Origin of the sequence: Vallitalea pronyensis (assembly GCF_018141445.1) — a bacterium.
GTDB lineage: Bacteria > Bacillota > Clostridia > Lachnospirales > Vallitaleaceae > Vallitalea > Vallitalea pronyensis.
On the sequence record NZ_CP058649.1, the window covers coordinates 4,232,433 to 4,253,938 of the forward strand.

Annotated in this window: 17 protein-coding genes; 1 reads left to right on the forward strand and 16 read right to left on the reverse strand. The window is 37.7% G+C overall.

Features of this window, described 5'->3' with window-relative positions; translation table 11 throughout:
- Positions 1-16: 16 nt before the first annotated feature.
- The 7 genes from ord to HZI73_RS17730 all read right to left on the reverse strand — a co-directional run bounded on the left by ord (position 17) and on the right by HZI73_RS17730 (position 9,456).
- Positions 17-1,066 (reverse strand): 2,4-diaminopentanoate dehydrogenase, encoded by a 1,050-nt coding sequence (ord, locus tag HZI73_RS17700; RefSeq protein ID WP_212694703.1) that lies wholly within the window; start codon positions 1,064-1,066, stop codon positions 17-19.
- 639 nt (positions 1,067-1,705) lie between these two features.
- Positions 1,706-2,692 (reverse strand): ornithine carbamoyltransferase, encoded by a 987-nt coding sequence (gene argF, locus HZI73_RS17705; RefSeq protein WP_212694704.1) that lies wholly within the window; start codon positions 2,690-2,692, stop codon positions 1,706-1,708.
- A gap of 128 nt (positions 2,693-2,820) precedes the next feature.
- Positions 2,821-4,053 (reverse strand): arginine deiminase, encoded by a 1,233-nt coding sequence (arcA, locus tag HZI73_RS17710; protein ID WP_212694705.1) that lies wholly within the window; start codon positions 4,051-4,053, stop codon positions 2,821-2,823.
- A 453-nt stretch (positions 4,054-4,506) separates the two neighbouring features.
- Positions 4,507-5,145: a TetR/AcrR family transcriptional regulator gene (locus tag HZI73_RS17715; protein WP_212694706.1), complete on the reverse strand. Its 639-nt coding sequence runs from the start codon at positions 5,143-5,145 to the stop codon at positions 4,507-4,509.
- Positions 5,146-5,361: 216 nt separating this feature from the next.
- On the reverse strand, positions 5,362-5,862 hold the full coding sequence (locus HZI73_RS17720; protein ID WP_212694707.1) for a GNAT family N-acetyltransferase: 501 nt from the start codon (positions 5,860-5,862) through the stop codon (positions 5,362-5,364).
- Between the two features lie 148 nt (positions 5,863-6,010).
- Positions 6,011-8,242 carry an S-layer homology domain-containing protein gene (locus tag HZI73_RS17725; protein ID WP_212694708.1) on the reverse strand — a complete coding sequence of 744 codons (2,232 nt, stop codon included), beginning with the start codon at positions 8,240-8,242 and terminating at the stop codon, positions 6,011-6,013.
- A 251-nt stretch (positions 8,243-8,493) separates the two neighbouring features.
- Positions 8,494-9,456, reverse strand: coding sequence for an AEC family transporter (locus HZI73_RS17730; protein WP_212694709.1), 963 nt, complete (start codon positions 9,454-9,456; stop codon positions 8,494-8,496).
- Between the two features lie 132 nt (positions 9,457-9,588).
- Here HZI73_RS17730 and HZI73_RS17735 point away from each other — a divergent pair, with 132 nt between their 5' ends.
- A complete protein-coding gene (locus HZI73_RS17735; protein ID WP_212694710.1) occupies positions 9,589-9,750 on the forward strand; it encodes a hypothetical protein in 162 nt (53 codons plus the stop codon).
- 282 nt (positions 9,751-10,032) lie between these two features.
- Here HZI73_RS17735 and HZI73_RS17740 read toward each other — a convergent pair whose 3' ends face one another.
- From HZI73_RS17740 to HZI73_RS17780, 9 genes are all read right to left on the reverse strand, one after another.
- Entirely contained in the window at positions 10,033-11,586 is a 1,554-nt protein-coding gene (locus HZI73_RS17740; RefSeq protein ID WP_212694711.1) for an acyl-CoA carboxylase subunit beta, read from the reverse strand.
- Between the two features lie 141 nt (positions 11,587-11,727).
- Positions 11,728-12,747, reverse strand: coding sequence for an inositol 2-dehydrogenase (gene iolG, locus HZI73_RS17745; protein ID WP_212694712.1), 1,020 nt, complete (start codon positions 12,745-12,747; stop codon positions 11,728-11,730).
- 53 nt (positions 12,748-12,800) lie between these two features.
- Positions 12,801-13,700 (reverse strand): myo-inosose-2 dehydratase, encoded by a 900-nt coding sequence (gene iolE, locus HZI73_RS17750; RefSeq protein WP_212694713.1) that lies wholly within the window; start codon positions 13,698-13,700, stop codon positions 12,801-12,803.
- 32 nt (positions 13,701-13,732) lie between these two features.
- Complete coding sequence (gene iolD / locus HZI73_RS17755; protein WP_212694714.1) at positions 13,733-15,658, reverse strand: 3D-(3,5/4)-trihydroxycyclohexane-1,2-dione acylhydrolase (decyclizing); 1,926 nt, start codon at positions 15,656-15,658, stop codon at positions 13,733-13,735.
- 396 nt (positions 15,659-16,054) lie between these two features.
- Positions 16,055-16,846 carry a 5-deoxy-glucuronate isomerase gene (locus HZI73_RS17760; protein WP_212694715.1) on the reverse strand — a complete coding sequence of 264 codons (792 nt, stop codon included), beginning with the start codon at positions 16,844-16,846 and terminating at the stop codon, positions 16,055-16,057.
- A gap of 31 nt (positions 16,847-16,877) precedes the next feature.
- A complete protein-coding gene (locus tag HZI73_RS17765; RefSeq protein WP_212694716.1) occupies positions 16,878-17,708 on the reverse strand; it encodes a class II fructose-bisphosphate aldolase in 831 nt (276 codons plus the stop codon).
- Between the two features lie 25 nt (positions 17,709-17,733).
- The gene (locus HZI73_RS17770) at positions 17,734-19,113 is read right to left on the reverse strand and encodes an aldehyde dehydrogenase family protein (RefSeq protein WP_212694717.1); all 1,380 of its coding nucleotides are present in this window, start codon (positions 19,111-19,113) and stop codon (positions 17,734-17,736) included.
- A gap of 47 nt (positions 19,114-19,160) precedes the next feature.
- Complete coding sequence (iolC, locus tag HZI73_RS17775; RefSeq protein ID WP_212694718.1) at positions 19,161-20,180, reverse strand: 5-dehydro-2-deoxygluconokinase; 1,020 nt, start codon at positions 20,178-20,180, stop codon at positions 19,161-19,163.
- Between the two features lie 138 nt (positions 20,181-20,318).
- Positions 20,319-21,338 (reverse strand): LacI family DNA-binding transcriptional regulator, encoded by a 1,020-nt coding sequence (locus tag HZI73_RS17780; protein ID WP_212694719.1) that lies wholly within the window; start codon positions 21,336-21,338, stop codon positions 20,319-20,321.
- Positions 21,339-21,506: the final 168 nt, after the last annotated feature.

Genomic DNA, 21,506 nt, shown 5'->3' on the forward strand with positions numbered 1-21,506 from the left:
GTATTATCTAGCTGCTCTAGTCTTCAATAAGCTCACGCATATCCCCCATGATTGCTCTTGGTACAGGTAAATCAATCATGGTTTTAAGTCCAGCTCTAGCATTGATCACATGGGGAATCATGTTCACACACATGGCAATGGTACCGATGCCACCTGGTATTTCAGGTTTAATGGCCATATCCACGTTGGGCACACCCTTTATACGTATATAGTCACCTGTATTTACCCCTTCAAGTTCAGGCTCAATTTGTTGCGGGTGAATCATGTTAATCTTTTTTTCGCCACCAATCATACCATACCCTAACATGTTCACGCCGGCTACATTTCCTGCTTCAACTTTTGCATAAGGTGTCTCACGGTATACGTTGGAGATAATGGGTTCACTGGATTGTGTTATGGGACCATCTAATGACCAGCCAATGGCATCTGAAATCATGCCAATGGATTCTGCAAAACCAACATGACCTGCTAATGTACCATCCTTTGTCTTTTTATGAAATACCTCCGGTGTTATACCTACACCTTGTTCCTCCATCACAGTAGGTCCAAAAGGTGATAAACTATTTACCCGCTCACACTCAATGGTTTCCACTTCTGCACAAGCTCCTGTTAAGACAACAGCTAATAAATCCATAATGAGTCCAGGGTTAATCCCTGTACCTAGAATGGTCACATTGTTTTCTTTTCCAATCCAGTGCATCTCATCCGATAATTCTGGTGATTGAGCCCTTGGATAAGCCATCTCTTCAGCTGTGGAAATCACATTAATACCACGTTCTGCTATCCACTTAATCTTATCGAAAGCACCTTTTGTATAGGAATCCGTACAGAGCAATGCAACATGTGCACATTTGTCTGTCACAACGTCTTCAATGTCACTTTTGATGACTACATCTGGACGATTACCTTGCTCAGCATCTAACACATCATACATACTTTTACCAACTTTATGTGGGTCTCTATCACAGACCCCAACAATATCCACACCTTGCTTTTTTAAAAGCATATCGGCCATACCACTTCCCATGGCACCAAAGCCCCAAATAATCACTTTAATATTTTCCATGTTCGTTCCTCCTTGCCTTAGTACTCTAACATAGCTTGAATCATACATTGATTCGTGAGCTGTTTTTCATTTTTTATGCCTACTTTTTGATGATAACCCTACACTCAGTATACATCTATTCTATGGTGCATGTTAGACATTAGGAAATAGACTTATTGTATTTAAATGTAAAGCATCATGGCATGATATGGCATAGGGGTTCTGCATTTATTCTATTATGGATGCAATGATGCATCTACGTTGACCATATATACACGTTTTGCATCATGAAACCCCACATGCTGATTAGCGATATAATCAAAAATCGCCATCCATATACAACAAATAAACACCTAAATGTCCCTTGACCATCAAAAGCAACCATGACATAGTCACCATATGCGTTAGTCTATTAATGGCTACCTAGAACTTTGTGACTTTCAACCTTACTTCTCCTTGAAACTGCTCCTATTTTCTTTATGTAGACCCTTTTCCTTCCATAAACATGCATCATCCTCTATACTATTTTGTCATTATACAAGCTTAATCATGCATACGATGATGTCACATACTTATATAAAACCGAAGCCATATGCATACACATAGGATCGGACCAATAATATAAAGGATGATTATAGTGTTATTTTATTCTATTTTAATCTATAGTGTAGCAACCATAACGGCTTTGATTGTATGCATTCTGTTTTCTGCTTCATCAAAAACAACCGATTGTTTGCTGCTAAATACTTCATCTGTCACTTCCATTTCTTCTATACCATGTTTTTCTTTAATCTCACGGCCGACGATGGTTTCTTGATCATGGAATGCAGGCAGACAATGCATAAATATAGCCTCTGGATGAGCCTTATCCATCATATCTTTATTCACTTGATAGGGTTGTAATAAGCTGATTCTTTCTTCAAAATGCTCTTCTTCACCCATGGATACCCATACATCTGTATAGATGACATCCACATCTTCAACACCTTCATCTACAGAATCCGTTACCGTAATGGATGCTCCAGATTCTTCTGCAAAATCTAATGCTTTAGCAACTAATGCATCTTCTGGGAATAAAGAAGCAGGTGATACAATACGGAAATCCATACCTACTTTTGCAGCACCAATCATTAATGAGTTGGCCATATTATTTCGGCCATCACCTACATAAGCAAATTTAATGCCTTTTAGATAGCCTTTATGTTCGAAAATCGTTAAGAAATCTGCTAAAATCTGTGTTGGATGGAACTTATCTGTTAGCCCATTCCATACAGGCACACCAGCATTCTCTGCAAGGCCAACCACTGTCTCATGCTTGAATCCTCTAAACTGGATACCATCAAACATACGTCCCAATACCTTAGCTGTGTCGGCAACAGATTCTTTCTTGCCTAATTGAATATCCCCTTTTCCAAGATACTCAGGATGAGCGCCTTCGTCAACAGCAGCAACTACAAAAGCACATCGTGTCCTCGTAGAAGGCTTTTCAAAAATTAGAGCAATGTTTTTACCTTCTAAGTTACGTGGACGGATACCTGCATATTTTTGTCGCTTTAACTCACTTGCTAGATCAATAAGATACTCAATTTCTTTCTTCGAATAATCTTCTAAAGATAATAGATGTCTTCCTTTTAAATTAAATGCCATATTTGTTCATCCTCCTTTTGTATAGTTGTTAAGTTTAACATGTATGATTAGATTTTTGACCCTTCAACATGATAGGTTGGTCCCATCTGTGTATTTGCCAACCTTCACTTGTGAAGAGCCTAGCATTTTTATGGGTTATCTTCTCGGACAATGGGCATACTCATACATCTTGGACCACCCCGTCCTCGTGATAATTCGGAACTGTGAATAACATGTGTTTTCACACCATTCTCATTTAATATGCGATTGGTGACATAGTTTCTTGAATACACCACAACTTCCCCTGGTGCTATTGCAAGTGTGTTCGAGCCATCGTTCCATTGTTCTCTAGGACCATCTATTTTATCACCACCAGCGCAACGGATTAAGGTAACAGACGATAAACCTAAATATTTCTTCAAAATATCCTCTAAGGTTGCACTCTCTTCATGAATCCGCACCTGATTGTCCTCTTGTTTGGTAATGGAATAGACCGTCAAAGGTCCTTCGATTTCGTGGTGAATGGTAAACTTATCGTGATCAATCATGGTAAATACTGTGTCCAAGTGCATAAATGCTCTCTTTTTAGGTATATTAAAAGCTAAAACGGTATGAAATTCTTCCCCTGCTTTAAATATATTTCTAGCCAATGTCTCAATAGAATGTGCTTCAGACCGTTCAGAAATTCCTATAGCAAGAACACCTTTACCCAGTACAAGGATGTCGCCACCTTCCAAAGATGTCTTCGCATCACGATTGTATAAAATAGGTATATCTGCATCTTTAAAACGAGGATGGTGTTTCATAATGTATTTCATAAACAAGGTTTCACGGTTTCTGGTTTTTGTACGCATGTGATTCAGTGCTATACCGCCGCCAATGATAGCTGCTGGGTCTCTTGTGAAATACAAATTAGGCATAGGGTCTATCACAAATGGATAGGTTTCATGAACCAGATAGGCTAAGGACTGGGTTGGTATGTTGGCCAATTCGTTTTTCCGAATACCTGCCATCATTTTTCTAATGAGCATGGCATCGTCTTTTTCTTCAAAATACCCTTGTAATGTATATTTCATGCCATCATCATATATGTTGGCTTCATTGAGAAAATCATTAATAAACATGGCTCTAACCTTGGGATCAGCAATAGCTGTAGCTATTAAATCGGATAGATATAAAACCTCAACACCTTGTCTCTTGAGTGTTGACGCAAAATAATCATGTTCACGAATAGCTTCTTTTAAATATGGAATTTCATCAAACAATAATTTTTCCATAAGGTTTGGTGTTAGATTTTCAAGTTCGTGAGACGGTCTATGAAGAATAACTGAAACAAGTCTCCCTATTTCAGATGTTACGTGGAGTGGATTATCGTAAGACATTTACTTCCCCCTTTAACATATTTTTGTTTGTATTTTTATGACAGCGTCTTCACTGTCATAAAATAGGGTCTATCTGTCAGAAATATAGGCTTTTACATACCTATTATCACATAATTGTCCAGCAATAACAACCATATTTTTTCAATAAAAACCACCTTACAAATGTTACGAATTTATATGCGTTGTCTTTCGGATATTTATGCAATGAAAACCCTTTATTTATGGGCTTTTGATTTATGCTTACGATTAATTATTAATTTTAATAATGAAATTTATCTTTAATTATTTAAGTGTTATATGGCTAATCACATTCTATTTTAATATATGTTTTATCAAATCACTTTATTAAAGTAATAAGACAAGAAAATAATCAGCTTGCTAAATAGAATAGCTACCTCCGTCAATTTATCAATTGAAATAGGCAGCTATTGCGTTCACTTTTATTAGTACTGACTACTTACCACCGCCATGTTCAGGTTTATAAAAGAGACGTCTAAACATGGCCGTATAGGCTGTAATTTCATTATACATATAATCCAAATCTAATTCGCCACCTGTAATCTGTAATTTCCTCATTTCATTGGTACTGAACTGTTCCAAAGTACCTTCAATGGTCGCCATCATCCTAGCAAAGTCCATATCTTCCCGAAATAAGGTATAGTCCATATGCTTGTAGGCATTATTCTTTAATTCCAGTGCCCTTGCATCATTCATGATATTTAGTTCTTTTGCTTCTTTAGCTGTATCCATATAACAACTGATAAAGAAATTAAATAAATTAGGATATTTACGCATTAATTGAATTTTAATAAAAAGGGTTTTTTCTAAAAATAATAATAAATCTTTTTCTTGATAATCCATCTCACCATTAAATTTCTCAATGGCATAATCAACACTATAATTATATAAAAAATAATACAATTCTTTTTTACTATTGAAGTAATGAAAGAGTAGACCTTTTGAAATGCCAGCATTTTTGACTATATTATTCGTTGAAGCTTTATCGTATCCAAAAGATGCAAATTCATTCAATGCTGCATTGAGTATTCGCTCTTGCTTCTCACTATCCAACTTAAAAAACTTTTCGTTCATGTTTCAGTCCCCTTTAGAAAATAACACATTCTTCTGAATCGGCTCAGATCAGAATAATAGGATACGCCTATTCATGGTTGAAACCCAATAAAAATAACGCGTCATGTATCCATTGAGCTTATCCTATTCTTTAAAATAATAACACTACTAGGACCGTAAATCAACGCGTTAATTAAATTTAATGCCATTCCTTCATGAAATCATCGATTAACGTGTTCATGTTAGTTTTTTCTCATAACAATAAAAGGGTAATTCTCTATGAGGAAAAAATACTTGACCCACTTTTTCAAACCCCAGACGTTGATAAAATCTAACCGCACGAGGGTTGCCACTATAAGTGTCAAACCGTATGGCATCATAGCCCTTTTCTTTCCCGTAATTCTCAGCAAAGGCCATTATGTTGCTGCCTATACCTTGTCCCTCATAGGTAGGGTTAATGGCTAGTCGATGAATCACTAATATCTTACCTTCATACTGCCATTTAACGGTGTTATATTCTTCCTCCTGATCTTCATTTAATGTAATGATACCGTAGTACTCTTGGTCACTTTTCATAATGAAAAGATTTTTTGACTGTATATCTTGAACCATAATGTCTGCATTAGGATAAATTTCATTCCATTGATAAATCTCTTTTGCACGCATATTGGCGACACATGCTTCGAGTAATGCCATGATATTCTCTTGATCTTGTAAGTCAGCTGTAACCATCTTCATTGTACATTTCTCCTATTTGCTATGCTTTATTTGATATTGGATGTCTATCATAAGGGGAACATATCATTTCCTAATACATCAGTTACACATGTTATGCTTATACTTCATAGATTTTACCCTACCTCCTGAGTATGAATAAATTAAGTACTTATTGATTATCTAAAGTTAACTTCACAAGAGCATCATAGATAATCGCTACCGCATCCTCTAGTGTTAATGAGTCTTTGGGTCTAAATGCGCCTTTTGTGTCAAGAGACATTATCCCCTCATTTACACAGATTGCTACATGACTTTTGTATTTATTATTAATTTTTGATACATCGCTGACCTTAGCAGGAAAGGTATCATCATACTTATCAATCTGTCCATCAATATAGTTCACAATAATCTCTGCCAGTTGTTCTCTTGTTATTTTCCTATCCAGGTATAAATAAGTACTTGTATTATCTAACATACCACAATATACAGCATTTTGCACGTCTCTATAATACTTGTGTGATGGGGATATATTCTTAAATGATAGTTCATCAAAGTCTGAATCGGTGATAATATCGAATAGATTATCCTTTACATTTAACAAGCGAATAACATCAATTAGGGTGACTTCTTTTTGTAAATCCGTATAATGAATATCTAATCTGCTTATATTGTTCATGATTGCGAGAGCTTTTTGATTCGGATGACCTTTAATTTTTTCTAAAAATACCTTTTTATTATGAACTTGTTGATACCCATTAGCATCGAGGACAACACCACTGGATGCATCAATATCTCCTGTATAGCCATAGTTATTTTGTAATCCTAACCCAGTGATGTATCGAGGCGCTAATCGTTTATTTTCAGATGAATAAGTATCTAATTGATCATAAACAAGTTGTACCTTAAATGTTTCAAAGAATATATCAAGGGCTTCTTTGTCACTTATTAACGGCATCTTTGGGAACTCTAAATCTTGCCAACGAATTATACATTGGTCTGGTGTTCCATCAAGAGAATTAATACTAATACTAATATAGCTGTCCTCAAATGGAATGTTATTCACTGAACGTTTAAAAGTATAATCATAAATCATACCAAAACCAATATGGTTATATACATAATTGCAGCTATCGTATTCAGTAGGTTTAGGTTTATGCTGTTTCGTTTCAAGCTCCATAATCTTATCTGGATACAGTGTACTTATGACTTCTACAGCTTTTTCATAACCTTCTTCCCATGTAAAAATAGGCTTTAAGAGTTCGTCGGAATCATGAGGTCCTTCTGACGCAAATTGTGAAATAAACTCTACCATTTCTGTTTTAGCGTTTATGTCAATCGTTCCTGTTATAGGTCCGCTTTGAAATGTAGCTTGCCATATTTCATAAGGAGGATCTTGACTTTCACTAAGCTCTAAATCACGTATATTGATTGGTTCTTTATATACATGTTGAAGATATTGTTTCATGACTTTCTTTGCTCTATCACTTGATATCACTGATGGGTTTAAACCTCTTTTACTTTTCGCCTTGTAAATGCTTTTCTTTCTTTCAAGACTAATATCACATGATGAAGCTTCTTTGTCGATGTTACTATTAATCGTGTTCATTGGTGACTTTTTGTTTTTGGCATCAATAAAGTAATCTTTATCAATTGTAGGTCGATATACAAGTTTAATAGCTTCAACAGGTTGATTATAGTCATATTGGCATGGTCGATACAACAATTCCATTTTTACATGTTCTCTAAATATTTTTTCAGCTTCTTTACTAGAAATAATATGATCTACAGCTTCAATGGTACCTAGGTCATGGTCCCATTCTTTAGAAAATCCTGATACCTCACCAGAGATACTATTAACGACTATCGTTATGCTATTATACATACAATAGACATCATTAACATAACGACTATATATGATTTTATAGCCATGTGTATCACTATCATATTGAGATAAATCTAAATTAATATGACTGGTTTTATATTCTTTAGGAAAAAATTCCATCATATAATGATCAGCTTTCTTCTTGGCCTCTTCAAAGCTAAAAAGAGGTACATTTATATCTTTATCATTAAATATTTTGTTAACATTTGCCTCCAATACTTGTCTAGACTCATCAATTCTGATAGATATACTTTCATTCTTATCTATCTTTTCCCAATAAAAAAAACCATTGTAGGGAGAAATATTTTGCTTAAATGTATCATTTATTGATATGTCAAAGTATGTTTTTACAGCCTTTTTAGCAAAAGATATGGCTTCTTCAGATGTCATAAGCGTTGCTTGATCCTGCGTAATTACTTCTTTCTCCCCACTGAATGTCTCTTTTGCATAACTTGGCACAATCATCCCAAGTACAACCAAAACACCACATATAAAAACATTTAATTTTCTGAATTCCACTAGACAAACCTCCATATTTTTTTGAAATTATATCATTCTTTCCTTTTCATGTCAATTCATAAATTTATGTCAATATCTACTGCTCTGTGAATAGTTAAAGTAATATCGAAAAAGATGCTCTCTCAATGTCACTGAAACAGCATCTTGATATATCTATTTATTACACATATATTAACTATCGGTACTAATTATACTGATTTCCTATCATTTCATGATGTACTTCCCTGATTGTTATACTTAATGTACCACTTCTATTGGGTAACAAACATATACACAATATAAGTAGCGATACATAAACACGTGGATACCACTGTAATATTATTCACAAGTTTAACCTGATCGTCACTACCGCCATATTTGCCTACAAGTACAGATGCTGAGAAGGGGGGTGGTAAAATTAACAATGTAAAATAAGCGTAGTTCATGTAGTGGTCAAATGTAATCAATCGGTCAATGATGATGAACTTAAATAGATAACCCACAGCTAACATGAGCACAAAGCGCAAGGCAACAAACATAATGGTTAATTTTGCATAAGCTTTGTTAAAGCTTAACCCATAACCAATAACCATAAGGATAAGAGGTGTGGCAATTTTACTTATGCTTTCTAAGGTTAAATAAATGCCATGAAGCAGATAATTATCTTTTAACAGGTGACTTAACCCTAACAAGTTAATGCCTACACCAAGTATAATGGCAAGGATTAACGGGGATGTTAAGAATCCCTTTATGGTATCTAAGCTTAATTTTTCCTTCCCCATACTAAATTTCATAACGGATACATAAATAAACCATATAAAAAACTCGTGACCAATACCCATGACAGCTATGGGTAAAAGGTTAGCCTCGCCAAACACTGTAATGTATAAAGGTATCCCCAACAAACCAAAGGAAAAACCCGATACAATAAATGGTAAAGCGGGATGTTGAATAATCGGCAACTTTCTTAATAAAAAGCCTAATACCATCATGACTATACACAGTATAAAAACGGATAAAATTAACCCGAAATATTCTATTTTAAAATCCAGATTAACAAAGGCTATAAATAATACCGATGGTAATGCAATATCAATGACAATCTTTTTAAAACCATTGATCACATCCTGGCTTAAAAATTGGGTCTTTCTCATCACAAAACCTGCTCCAAATAGTAGGAGAATGGGGAGTACTTTTGCTAATAGTTCCATGTTGTTATCCTTTCTTATGTTCATCAGTCATTAACTCAGATAAATTATATTGTATTTAGAATACATTTAATACGTGGTGTTTAATTACTATAAAACCCTTTATTTTGTGTTTTTTGTTATTACGATATGCTATAATAAAACACAGGAGGGTTACTCATGAAAATTACGAATGAAAAAGTAAAAGGCTATTTCTTAGCGTTAATCGGTGCATTATCCTTATATGTTTATTTATTTGGCTTTCAGATGCTTATCGCCTTTACTCCCGTTGTTGTTGGAGCAGTCATTGTGATAGGTTTAATCAAATTATTAGATGTATAAAAACTGTTTAAACACCATCTATCCAACACATAGGCTTTCAAAATCATATTGTACCATATTTTCTCAATAGGATATAGAGTAAATCCATAAGTTAACCCTTTAATCTCATACGAATCTTATTGTAAAACCCTAAATAATACAAAAAGCTGATGTTCGATCAGCTTTTTATTTATCATCAACATTATAAGTCTAGTGATACTCTAAATCTTGCTTCTAATAGATAAAAGACATCCTTTAATTATTCATGATGACTAGGATGTCTTGTCTTATGGTATACATGTTTTATAAGGGTATATTACCATGCTTTTTACGCGGTCTATCATCTCGCTTACTTCTAAGTGCTTGTAACGAAGATACAATATAAGGTCTTGTCATCATTGGGTCAATGACGGCATCTACGAAACCTCTACTGGCAGCCACATATGGATTAGCAAAATTCTCTTGGTATTCTTCCACTTTCTGTGCACGCATAGCTGCTGGGTCATCTGCATGATGTATATCTTTTCTAAAGATAATATTGGCTGCGCCCTGAGCCCCCATAACAGCGATTTCTGCTGTGGGCCAAGCAAATACCATATCTGCGCCTAGGTGTTTACTACTCATGGCAATGTAAGCGCCACCATAAGCTTTCCTTAGAATGATATTGATCTTAGGTACTGTTGCTTCACAATAGGCATATAGAAGCTTCGCACCATGTCGAATGATACCTGAATGTTCTTGTATGACACCTGGAAAATAGCCAGGAACATCTGTTAATGTGACGATTGGAATACCAAAACTATCGCAGAAACGCACAAATCTTGCTGCTTTATCGGAAGCATTGACATCAAGAGCTCCTGCTAAGAATTGAGGCTGATTAGCAACGATGCCGACTGTTTCATTATGCATCTTGGCTAATCCAACGATTATATTCTGGGCATAATCTTTATGTACCTCTATGAAGCTGTTCACGTCAATGATTTCATGTATAATATCCCGCATGTTGTATGCTTTACTTGATGAATCTGGTATGATATCCGCTAATGTTGTGGATTTCCGGTTAGGGTCATCTTGCATATCTACTGCCATGGGTTCTTCAAGGTAGTTTGCTGGAAGATAAGCAATCAATTGTCTAATGGCTGTTATACACTCCTTTTCATCGGTGTAATGAAAGTGTGCAACACCGCTTTTACTTGCATGCACATAGGCACCACCAAGCTCTTCCTTAGTAATCACTTCACCTGTGACCGTCTTAATAACCTCCGGTCCTGTGATAAACATCTGACTGGTATTATCAACCATGAATACAAAATCCGTAATAGCAGGTGAATAAACAGCACCTCCTGCACATGGCCCCATAATAACCGATATCTGGGGGATAATACCCGATGCTTTTGTATTACGATAAAAAATCTCGCCAAAACCACTTAAGGCATCAATACCTTCCTGCACTCTAGCACCACCTGAATCATTAATACCAATAATTGGTGCACCATTTTGCATGGCCATGTCCATAACTTTACATATCTTCTGTGCATGTACCTCACCGAGAGAACCACCCATAACCGTAAAATCTTGAGCATAGACATAGACTAAGTTGCTATCAATGGTACCATAGCCTGTTACGACACCATCACCAGGTGCTTCTACTTTATCCAGTCCAAAATCCGAAGAACGGTGCTTCATGAAAGCGCCAACTTCAACAAAGCTGTTTGAATCAAGCAGCATCTCAATTCTTTCCCTAGCAGTCATCTTACCAGATGCATGCTGGCGATCAATCCTTGCCTGTCCACCACCTTGAAGCAGCTTATTTTTGCGTGCATACATATCTTGTATGCTCTGATGGATATCAGACATGTTAACACCTCCTGGTAGTCTTTTTTATGCATGTATGTCAAATCAATTAATTGTATTTCCTATATATATTAGCTATTTACTCCGTATGCTTAGATACACTTCCATCAACAAGGGCTTAGATGATAAAGCCCCTTGCTCTATTTATACGGCGTAGATTTCAGAGATTTTAACAGGTCTGCCTTCATCAAGAGACTTTTTAGCAGCCATTGCAATAATAACGGAGTTAAGACCGTCAATGCCTTTTACTGGCGGCTCTGTATCGTTTTCAATTGCTGCAAAGAATTGCTTCATTTCTTCCACAAAGGATCCCATGTAGCGTTCTAAAAAGAAGTACAGTGGTTTATCCGACGCTACATTGTCAGCCGTTCTAATAATCGTATTGGTCTCGGTATCATTTCTCGCTTCAATGGAGCCTTTTGAACCGAACACTTCTACTCTTTGGTCATAACCATAAGCTGCTCTTCTACTGTTATCAATAACAGCCATGGCACCATTTTCAAACTTTATGGTCGTAATAGCTGTATCCACGTCACCCGCTTTTCCAATCTCTGGGTCTACCAGACTATCCCCTATAGCATAGACTTCTGTTGCTTCACAACCTGCTTGGAATCTTGCCATATCAAAATCATGTATAGCCATGTCAAAAAAGATACCACCGGATACTTTTACATAGGCAATTGGTGGAGGCTCAGGATCTCGAGATGTGATTTTAATGATATGAGGTTCTCCAATAACACCGTCTTTTGTTACCTTGTTAATGCGGTCGAAATTATGGTCAAAACGGCGATTGAATCCAACTTGGAATTTCACACCCGCTTTTTCCACTACCTCTAATACGTGATTAATACGGTCTAAATCATAATCAATAGGCTTTTCACAGAAGATATGTTTTCCAGCTTCTGCTGCTTCAATGGAGATCTGTGCATGGGTATCCGTTGACGAACATACAAGTACAGCATCAATCTCTTTATCTTCTAAGATTTTATGGTAATCGGAATACACATCCTCGATACCAAGTCCCTTAGCCCACTCTTTTACACCATCTAATCTTACATCGGATACAGCTTTGATGGTTGCATTTGGAATATGGTATGAAATGCTTTCTGCGTGTACTCTACCAATACGTCCTGCACCAATAATACCTACATTCATTTTTTTCATTTATCATTATCCTCCAATTCTATTCTTGTTGTGTATGCATCTTTTATCATCCATTATAATCCTGTATTTTCTCGAATATAGTCCCTTGCTCTAACAGCATATTCAAAGGGATTTGCAATTGCTGGGTCTTGCTCAGCTTCCACTACCATCCAACCTTCATAATCAGCCTCTTCTAAAATCTTAAAAAGAGGTTTAAAATCAATGAGCCCATCACCAGGAATAGTGAATGCACCTAATTTAACACCTTCTAGGAAACTTAATTTCTCGGCTTTCACTTTGTTCACCACATCAAGGCGAATGTCCTTTAGATGCACATGAGCTACGCGCCCAACATGTTTCCTTAAGACAGCATAAGCTGCCTCAGCATGACCTTCTGAGTAAGCTAAGTGACCTGAATCAAATAATAAGTAAACATCATCATTGGTCATATCCATGAAACGGTCCACTTCTTCTGGCGTTTGAACACCTGTACCCATATGATGATGAAAGGATACCTTCATACCTTTTTCAGCTGCCAATTTTGCTAACTTATTCATACCTTCTGTTACTTTTATCCACTCTTCTTCTGTATAGATTGGTTTTTCTTCAAATACCGGTTTTGTTGTCCCTTGGATACTGTTCCCTTGCTCAGAACAACCAATCATCTTAGCACCCACAGCATGTAAGAAATCACGATGTTTGATGAAATTATCAATTGTCACTTCTTCTGGCTCAGATGTAAATAGCGTTGAAAACCATGCATTACAGATTTGTACACCCCGAATGTCCAAATACTTTTTAAGCACTTTGGGATCTTTTGGATATTTATTACCCACTTCGCTTCCTGCATACCCTGCTAAAGCCATTTCACTGACACATTGCTCAAAGGTGTTTTCCCCACCTAACTCTGGCAAATCATCGTTTGTCCACGCAATTGGAGCAATACCTAATTTTACTTTATGCTTATCAAACATATCTACAACCTTCTCTCCTTAATCATGTACCATTAATAGGGTCTTGCCTTATCTATTTCTGTATTGAGTTTTCTTGTGGCATTGGTAATACTTGCCTTTTCAGCAACTTGTGCATTACCAACACGCCACCATGACTCGTAACCATCTGTCATGGTTTTTGGTAATACTTTAATATCCATAAGGGTGGATACCTTTTGCTTTTTAGCATCAGCTAAAGCTGCAATGAACTCTTCTTCTGTTGTAACGGTATACGTTTTGCAGCCATAACCTGCTGCACACATAGCAAAATCAATGGTGATAAGATTGTCATCCAGCATACCCGTTTCAGGGTTTCTATAACGCATCTCTGTACCAAAGCTACCCATGCCATGACCCATCTGCAAATTATTAATACAACCAAATGTCATGTTATCAAACAACAATACATTGATCTTAACTCTCTCCTGTATGGATGTAACAAGCTCTGAGTGAAGCATCATGTATGAACCATCACCAACCATGGCATACACTTCTTGTTCAGGCTCCGCAAGCTTCACACCAAGTGCAGCATTAATTTCATAGCCCATACACGAATAACCATACTCCATGTGATAGGTGTTGGCTTCTTTTGGACACCATACACGTTGCAAATCACCTGGTAAACTACCAGCTGCCCCTACAATAACTGCATCTTTTTCTAATAATGTATCACATAAGCCAAGAACTCTCGTCTGTGTTAAACATGACCCTAACTGCTCTTTATACTCTTCTATCTTATGGTCAAGATGTCCCGCAACCTCAGGAGTAAAATTCTCTTGATACTTAATATGAAAAAGACGTTTAAGCTCCTTCTGCCAAGTTGCTTTTGCATTAACTATTTCACTCTCATAACCTGACTTATAACCTTCAAGACCCCTAGTTAAAGCTGTTATGGCTTCTTTTGCATCTGCCACAACCTTCACAGCATCCAGTTTATAAGCATCAAAGGAAGCCACGTTAATGTTCACAAAATCCACTTCTGGGTTTTGGAATAACCACTTAGAAGCCGTTGTAAAATCTGTATAACGCGTACCAATGCCAATCACCACATCCGCCTCTTTGGCTAGTACATTAGCAGCATAACAGCCTGTCGTACCAATACCACCCATGTTTAACGGGTGATCATACACAATGGCGCTCTTACCTGCCTGTGTCTCACCAAAAGGAATATGAAAGGTTTCAGCAAAGACCCGAAGGGCCTCCCCTGCTTCTGAATAGCGAACACCTCCACCACACACAATCAACGGTTTCTTCTTCTTTTCAATCATCTCAACAGCATCTTGAATCATCCCTTCTGTAGGAAGGGTTCTCTCAATTCTATGCACACGTTTGTCAAAGAAGCGCACTGGATAATCATAAGCCTCACCTTGAACGTCCTGAGGCAATGCTATGGTGACAGCACCTGTTTCAGCCGGGTCCGTTAAAACACGCATGGCATGAATCATGGAATACATTAACTGCTCAGGACGACTAATACGATCCCAATACTTACTCACCCCACGGTAACAATCATTAGTCGACAGATTCAAATCATGAAACTGCTCCACCTGTTGCAGTACTGGATCTGGTTGTCTCGAAGCATACGTATCACCTGGCAAGAATAATACCGGTATTCGATTCGCCGTGGCCGTCGCCGCTGCTGTCACCATGTTAGCAGCTCCTGGACCTACCGAAGACGTACACGCATAGATTTGCTTACGATGCTTCTGCTTCGCATAACCAATAGCCGCATGTGCCATCCCCTGTTCATTACGCCCTTGATGCACAACCAAATCCCCTGAATCCTGCTCTAACGCCTGACCAAGACCCAGAACATTACCATGTCCAAAAATCGTAAAAATACCTTTCACAAACTTCTGTTCCACCCCATCAAACACCACATACTGACTATCCAAAAACCTCACCAAAGCCTGGGCCATCGTTAATCGAATCGTTTCCATCCCTACATTTTACCTCCTTAAATGTTTCACATTGTACAGGATACATAACTGAGTTTTACTTGACCCTATACATCTTAATTAAACACCCTATACCTCTAATAAAACTCTTCCACTTACCAACACCTTGCACCACATCTAACGCAGCCTAGTAGCTTAATAGGTCGCTAAAGAAAGTGACTTTTAATGCTGCCTTAGCATATCTTAGCGAACGAAAAGTAATCTTGCGTTAAAAATCTTAAACTGTCTGACCGCAGGGAGTTTTTAAGATTTAGCAAGATTACTTGCAGTGAGCTTAGTTATGCTTAGGCAACATTAACAAAACTTTCTTTAACGACCTATTAAACTACGCCCCCTTGCACTACCCTAAAACCAACCAGCAATCAGCAATCAATCAAGCTACTTCTCCCCCCAAACCTCCACATCCTCATCCAACAACCAAACATGCTTCTCCTCAAACGTCCTATCCTTCAACCAACGCTTCTCTTCAATATGAGGAATCATCCATACATAATACATAGCATACCCCGGCGCCGAACACTGCGGATGCACCACATTACTCCTTATACAAGATGTACTCCTATGCTCTACTTTATAAGCATCATCACCAATTAAACTAAAACCATATCCCGTATCCGGTAAAAAACGATAATGATATACTTCCGGTTGTACATGATAATGAGGCGGATACGAAGACGATTTACCAGGATGATTAATGACTTCACCTATAACAAGATTAGAATAAGGCGCTATATCATCATCAATAATGGTTCTTACTGTACGATTAGACGTATTGCCAAGAACATCCTTACCAAATACCTCACTGACAGTATCTTCTTGCCCATATAATTTAGCCTCAAACATGTTATCATTCTCAACTGCCTCATAACACAGTTCTGATTCATCCTTACCCGTGATAACCACTTTCGTATCTCTCGGTACATGCAAACACACTGGATTGTCATCAAAGCAACTCACACGCTTCATTGTTTCCCTATAACCATCCCATTCAAAAGTCACTTCCCCTTCTATTAATAGAATGGCTCTTTCTTTTGCCTCATGATTTTCATATGAAAAACCATCTTTCACACGAATAATACCAACGTCCATACGCATATCACCATGTTTTCCTTCAAGCTCCGTAATGGCATTATACCCATAGGCATAAGGTTCTTTTTGATGTTCTACCATGTTTTCCCCTCCAATCTATTGATACAATAATCTACCAACCTAGTCGCTTATATTTCTGATGAATGACTTCTTTTATGGCTTCCATAGGCCTTTTAAAGCATTTAATACGATCAAATGCCTGTGAATCAGCCATTATTTCTTCACGCAGGGTATGACCAAAAGCCATGCGAAGTGCTGTACCGATATTGACTTTTGCGACGCTTGTAGCAGCAAGCTTCGTTAAATCATCATCTGTAAGACCTGTTGAACCATGAATCACCAATGGTACGTCTGTCAGCTCCTGTATCTGTTCTAAACGTTCATATTGAATCTTCGCATCTTGTACCTGCATACGGTGAAGTGTTCCCACAGCTACAGCCAATGCATCAACACCTGTTTCTTCTGCAAATTGCTTGGCTTCTGCTGGGTCTGTGTACATGGCTATTGCATGAATGGATGGATCGTTATAACCAACACAACCGATTTCAGCCTCTACAGATATTGCGCACGCGTGTGCAAGACGAACAACTTCTTGTGTTTGACGTATGTTTTCCTCTAATGGCAGTCCTGAACCATCATACATCACCGACGTATATCCTGCACAAATTGCCTTAGCACATAACGCATAATCTTTTCCATGGTCCAGATGTACACATACTGGAATGTCCGTGTCTTCACCCATTGCTCCATATAAGGCTGCCTGATACTTGACATCCATATGGGCTACAGCATCTTTATTGGTCATAAGAATGGCAGGCGCATTTAACGCTTCTGCTACTTCAATGACCATCTTAGCATCTTCGTATCCATATACGTTAAACCCTGGAACGGCTTTATCTGCAACAGCAGCTTCTTTCATCATCTTAACCATATTGACTAACATAGCATTCTCTCCTTTCAAACATGGATTACTTAGCTAAATCACCAAATAATTCTTCATCTGAAGGAATGACTTCTTTAATGGGTTCAGATACCCAAGTGACATTAATAAATTGCTTCCAAGTAATGTTCTCAGAAGATACATTACCACCCCAAGTACCGCAACCAAGTGTTAATGTAAAGGGCATACCGTTATCCCAGTTGCCGCTATTGGCATAGCATTGCGGTTGCCTAACCATGATACGGCTAACCTTAACTTTATTTCCTAATGTTTCGACTCTATCTTGATCGGTTGTATGTATACCACATGAGTGACCAGCACCTTGGTAACCTGTGATGTCATTGACTTTGGCTACAGCAGCGTCGAAATCTTTTACCTTATACAGCGTCACCACAACGGACATCTTCTCACCTGAGAAAGGATAATCCGGTCCAACACCATCTTCCTCAACCATGATAAATACCTCTTTTTCGCCAATGTTTATACCTGCAAGGTCTGCAATCTTACCTGCTGGTTGAGCTACAATATGACGACTAAGATGCCCATCTTCCCACATAGCGCTTTGTAACTTGGTCTTTTCCTCAGATGTGGCTAAATGGCCGCCTTCAGCTTGTAAATGAGCAACTAAATCATCGTAAACGCTTTCAACGATAACTAAGGCATTCTCCGCTGAACAACTTGTTGCAAAATCGAATGTTTTACTTAATTTAATCTTATGTGCCGCATCTTTTATATCAGCCGTTTCATCAACAATAATGACCGCATTACCAGCTCCAACCCCGTATGCTGGCGTGCCTGATGAATAAGCTGACTTCACCATGCCAGCACCACCTGTCGCCACAACAAGGTCACATTGCTTCATTAATTCATTACTTGAATCAAGGGAGGGCTCTTCAATGGTCACAATCAAATCTTCCGGTGCTCCATGTTTCTTAAGGGTTGCCCGCATCATATCTACAATGAGTTTATTGGTTTTCTTCGTACGTGGGTGTGGTGCAAATACAATGGCATTACGCCCCTTAATGGCATTCATAGCTTTAATCACAGGTGTCGCTTCTGGATTAGTACAAGGTACTAATGCACCAATGACACCTACGGGTTTTGCAAACTTAATCAATCCTTTTTCTGGAACCCGCTCAATGACACCAACGGACTTACAGTCTTTCATATCCCGTAGTGCACCTCGCACTTTTTTCATTAACTTACCATATTTGCCTTCATAATTACCCAGATGAGACTCTTCTATTGCAAGTGTTGCAACCGCCTTCGCATTGTCGACGTTTACCATATCCCAAGCAATTGCCGTCACTAACGCATCCACTTGCTTTTGGCTGTAACCTTCCGCTATTTCTTGTGCTGCCTTAGCACGTGCAATTAATGCCCTTACCATGGACTTTGCATCTGACATATTGTTGTCCTCCTTTAATGTCTTATTATTTTATAACAGCTTCATGATTAGATTTGCTCAACATCATAAGCCTTTTCTCCATCATATTGCTCTATAAACCGTTCAATCTTATCAATCCCAGGCATTGCGTCAGAACAGCTATGACTGGATACCACAATAGAAGCGGATGCCGCACCGATCTCCATGGCTTTACCTGGGTCATATCCTTGCATCAAGCCATAAATAAAGCCGCCGGCATAAGAATCACCAGCACCAAAAGTCTTCACAGGTATGACAGGAAATACTGCTCCTGTATACTGATCACCTTCTAATGTATAAGCAAAAGACCCTTTTTTACCATGTTTGATCACCATGATCTTAGCGTTGAAATCGAACCACTTCTTAGCTGTAACGCCATCATTTGTATTACCTGGGTTGGAAAACATCTCTAGCATATCAAACTCTTCACGGGTACCAATAATCACATCACATTTTTCAGCTGCCAAACTATAATAAATAGCTGTTTCCTCAACAGATTTCCATGTATACGGGCGATAATCAATATCAAAGAAAACAACCGTATTATGTTTTCTTGCCAGTTCCAATACGGCAAATACGGCTTCCCTTGAGGGACTTGCAGCAAGTGCCGTACCTGAAATAAGAACAGCTTTTGCACGCTTAATATACTCTTCCTTCACATCAGTTACTTCTAGTTTTAGATCAACGGCATCTGATCGGTACATTAGAATACTGCAATCCGTAGGTGACTTAATTTCTGTAAAGGCAAGACCTGTCTTAGCTCCGGATTTATCAACTACCACATGAGAAGCGTCGATGTTGTTATCACCTAAATACTGAAGAATAAAACGACCTAATGGATCATCTGCTACTCTGCCGATAAACCCTGCTTTTAGACCAAGCCTTGATACAGCAACTGAGATGTTAGCAGGCGAACCACCTAAATATTTTGTAAAGGTATTTGTTTCTTCCATTGGACGATGAATCTCGTTGGCATTTAAGTCGACAGCTAAACGACCTACAGCAATTAAATCTAACGGTCTGTCTTCCTGAAAAACTAAGTTGTTCATATCTGTTCTCTCCTTTTTTATGTAGGAATATGAATTTCCTTTTATTCACCTAAAACCTATATGGGACAAGATAGAAACCACATAATCGTTCTATTCTTTTCATTAGGTTAAACGTTTTCTCTCCCTCTAAAAAAATAACTATTTTTCTATTTTTTTTACAGAATCCCTGATCACTAGACTGGGCTCAAAAACGAGATTATCTTGAGTATGCTTACCATGACCTTCTATAATATTGATAATCATACGGGCTGCTTCTCTTCCCATATCGTAGATGGGTTGAGCAACGGTAGTCAACTTAGGCCGTACTAATCGTGTCATTTCAATGTTATCAAAACCTACGACAGATATATCTTCTGGTACACACATGCCAAGTTCTTCTATCTTTTCCATTGCACCGATGGCCATAAGATCATTACAACAAGCAACAGCTGTCATGTCTGTTCCTGTTTCCAGTAATCTTTCCATAGCATCATAACCATCTTTGATGGCATACTCTCCTTGTACCACTAAATCAGAATCAATAGCAATACCGTTGTCTTCAAGGGCTTTAAGATACCCTTTATACCGTTCATTAATGGAATAACTATCAAGAGGTCCCGTCATAAACCCAATGCGCCGGTGACCATTATGTATGAGGTATTCAATCATATCATACATGGCCTTGTGATTATCCAGATATACACATTTACAGCCTTTTATCTCTGGTTTCGAATCAATAAAAACCAGTGGTAAGGAGCTTTTTAGAATCTTGTTCAAAATGGTGTCACTGATGTTTTTAAAATTATTATAAATAATACCGCATACATAGTGTTCACCAAGAAAATCCAAATATGCCGCTTCTTTATCCATGGAATTGTTGCCATCACATAAGATGATGTTATAACCATGTTTTGAGGCTTCATCTTCTATTCCTTTTGCCATTTTAGGGTAAAAAGGATTGGTTAAATCGGGTATAATCAAACCAATAATTTTGGATTTTTTCGTCACAAGCCCCCGTGCTACAGCACTTGGCTGGTAATTATATTCCTCAACAAGTTCAAGTATTCGTTTCCTTGTGTCCTCACCTACACCTTTACTTTTGTTATTAACAACCCTGGAAACTGTGGCTACGGACACGTTTGCTTTCTCAGCGATATCTTTTATGGTTATTTTCATCATTTCCAACTCCTAATTAACGCTTACATTAATGAAACTTATCAAATGACAATGTCTATACAATGCTTATTCTTTGTCATTAGCATAGAGTAAACGTTTTAGTAAATTTAATTTCATTATATATCCCTCATTAAATCCTGTCAATATAAATAATTATTTAACAAGGTCTTC

Coding starts and splice junctions, on each gene's coding strand:
- HZI73_RS17720 (WP_212694707.1), bottom strand. CDS start 5,862: ATGAAGATGGTTACAGCTGACTTACAAGATCAAGAGAATATCATGGCA.
- HZI73_RS17715 (WP_212694706.1), bottom strand. CDS start 5,145: ATGAACGAAAAGTTTTTTAAGTTGGATAGTGAGAAGCAAGAGCGAATA.
- HZI73_RS17770 (WP_212694717.1), bottom strand. CDS start 19,113: ATGTCAGATGCAAAGTCCATGGTAAGGGCATTAATTGCACGTGCTAAG.
- HZI73_RS17760 (WP_212694715.1), bottom strand. CDS start 16,846: ATGGTAGAACATCAAAAAGAACCTTATGCCTATGGGTATAATGCCATT.
- HZI73_RS17730 (WP_212694709.1), bottom strand. CDS start 9,456: ATGAACATAAGAAAGGATAACAACATGGAACTATTAGCAAAAGTACTC.
- iolG (WP_212694712.1), bottom strand. CDS start 12,747: ATGAAAAAAATGAATGTAGGTATTATTGGTGCAGGACGTATTGGTAGA.
- iolD (WP_212694714.1), bottom strand. CDS start 15,658: ATGGAAACGATTCGATTAACGATGGCCCAGGCTTTGGTGAGGTTTTTG.
- argF (WP_212694704.1), bottom strand. CDS start 2,692: ATGGCATTTAATTTAAAAGGAAGACATCTATTATCTTTAGAAGATTAT.
- iolE (WP_212694713.1), bottom strand. CDS start 13,700: ATGTTTGATAAGCATAAAGTAAAATTAGGTATTGCTCCAATTGCGTGG.
- HZI73_RS17735 (WP_212694710.1), top strand. CDS start 9,589: ATGAAAATTACGAATGAAAAAGTAAAAGGCTATTTCTTAGCGTTAATC.
- iolC (WP_212694718.1), bottom strand. CDS start 20,180: ATGAACAACTTAGTTTTTCAGGAAGACAGACCGTTAGATTTAATTGCT.
- ord (WP_212694703.1), bottom strand. CDS start 1,066: ATGGAAAATATTAAAGTGATTATTTGGGGCTTTGGTGCCATGGGAAGT.
- HZI73_RS17780 (WP_212694719.1), bottom strand. CDS start 21,338: ATGATGAAAATAACCATAAAAGATATCGCTGAGAAAGCAAACGTGTCC.
- HZI73_RS17740 (WP_212694711.1), bottom strand. CDS start 11,586: ATGTCTGATATCCATCAGAGCATACAAGATATGTATGCACGCAAAAAT.
- HZI73_RS17765 (WP_212694716.1), bottom strand. CDS start 17,708: ATGTTAGTCAATATGGTTAAGATGATGAAAGAAGCTGCTGTTGCAGAT.
- arcA (WP_212694705.1), bottom strand. CDS start 4,053: ATGTCTTACGATAATCCACTCCACGTAACATCTGAAATAGGGAGACTT.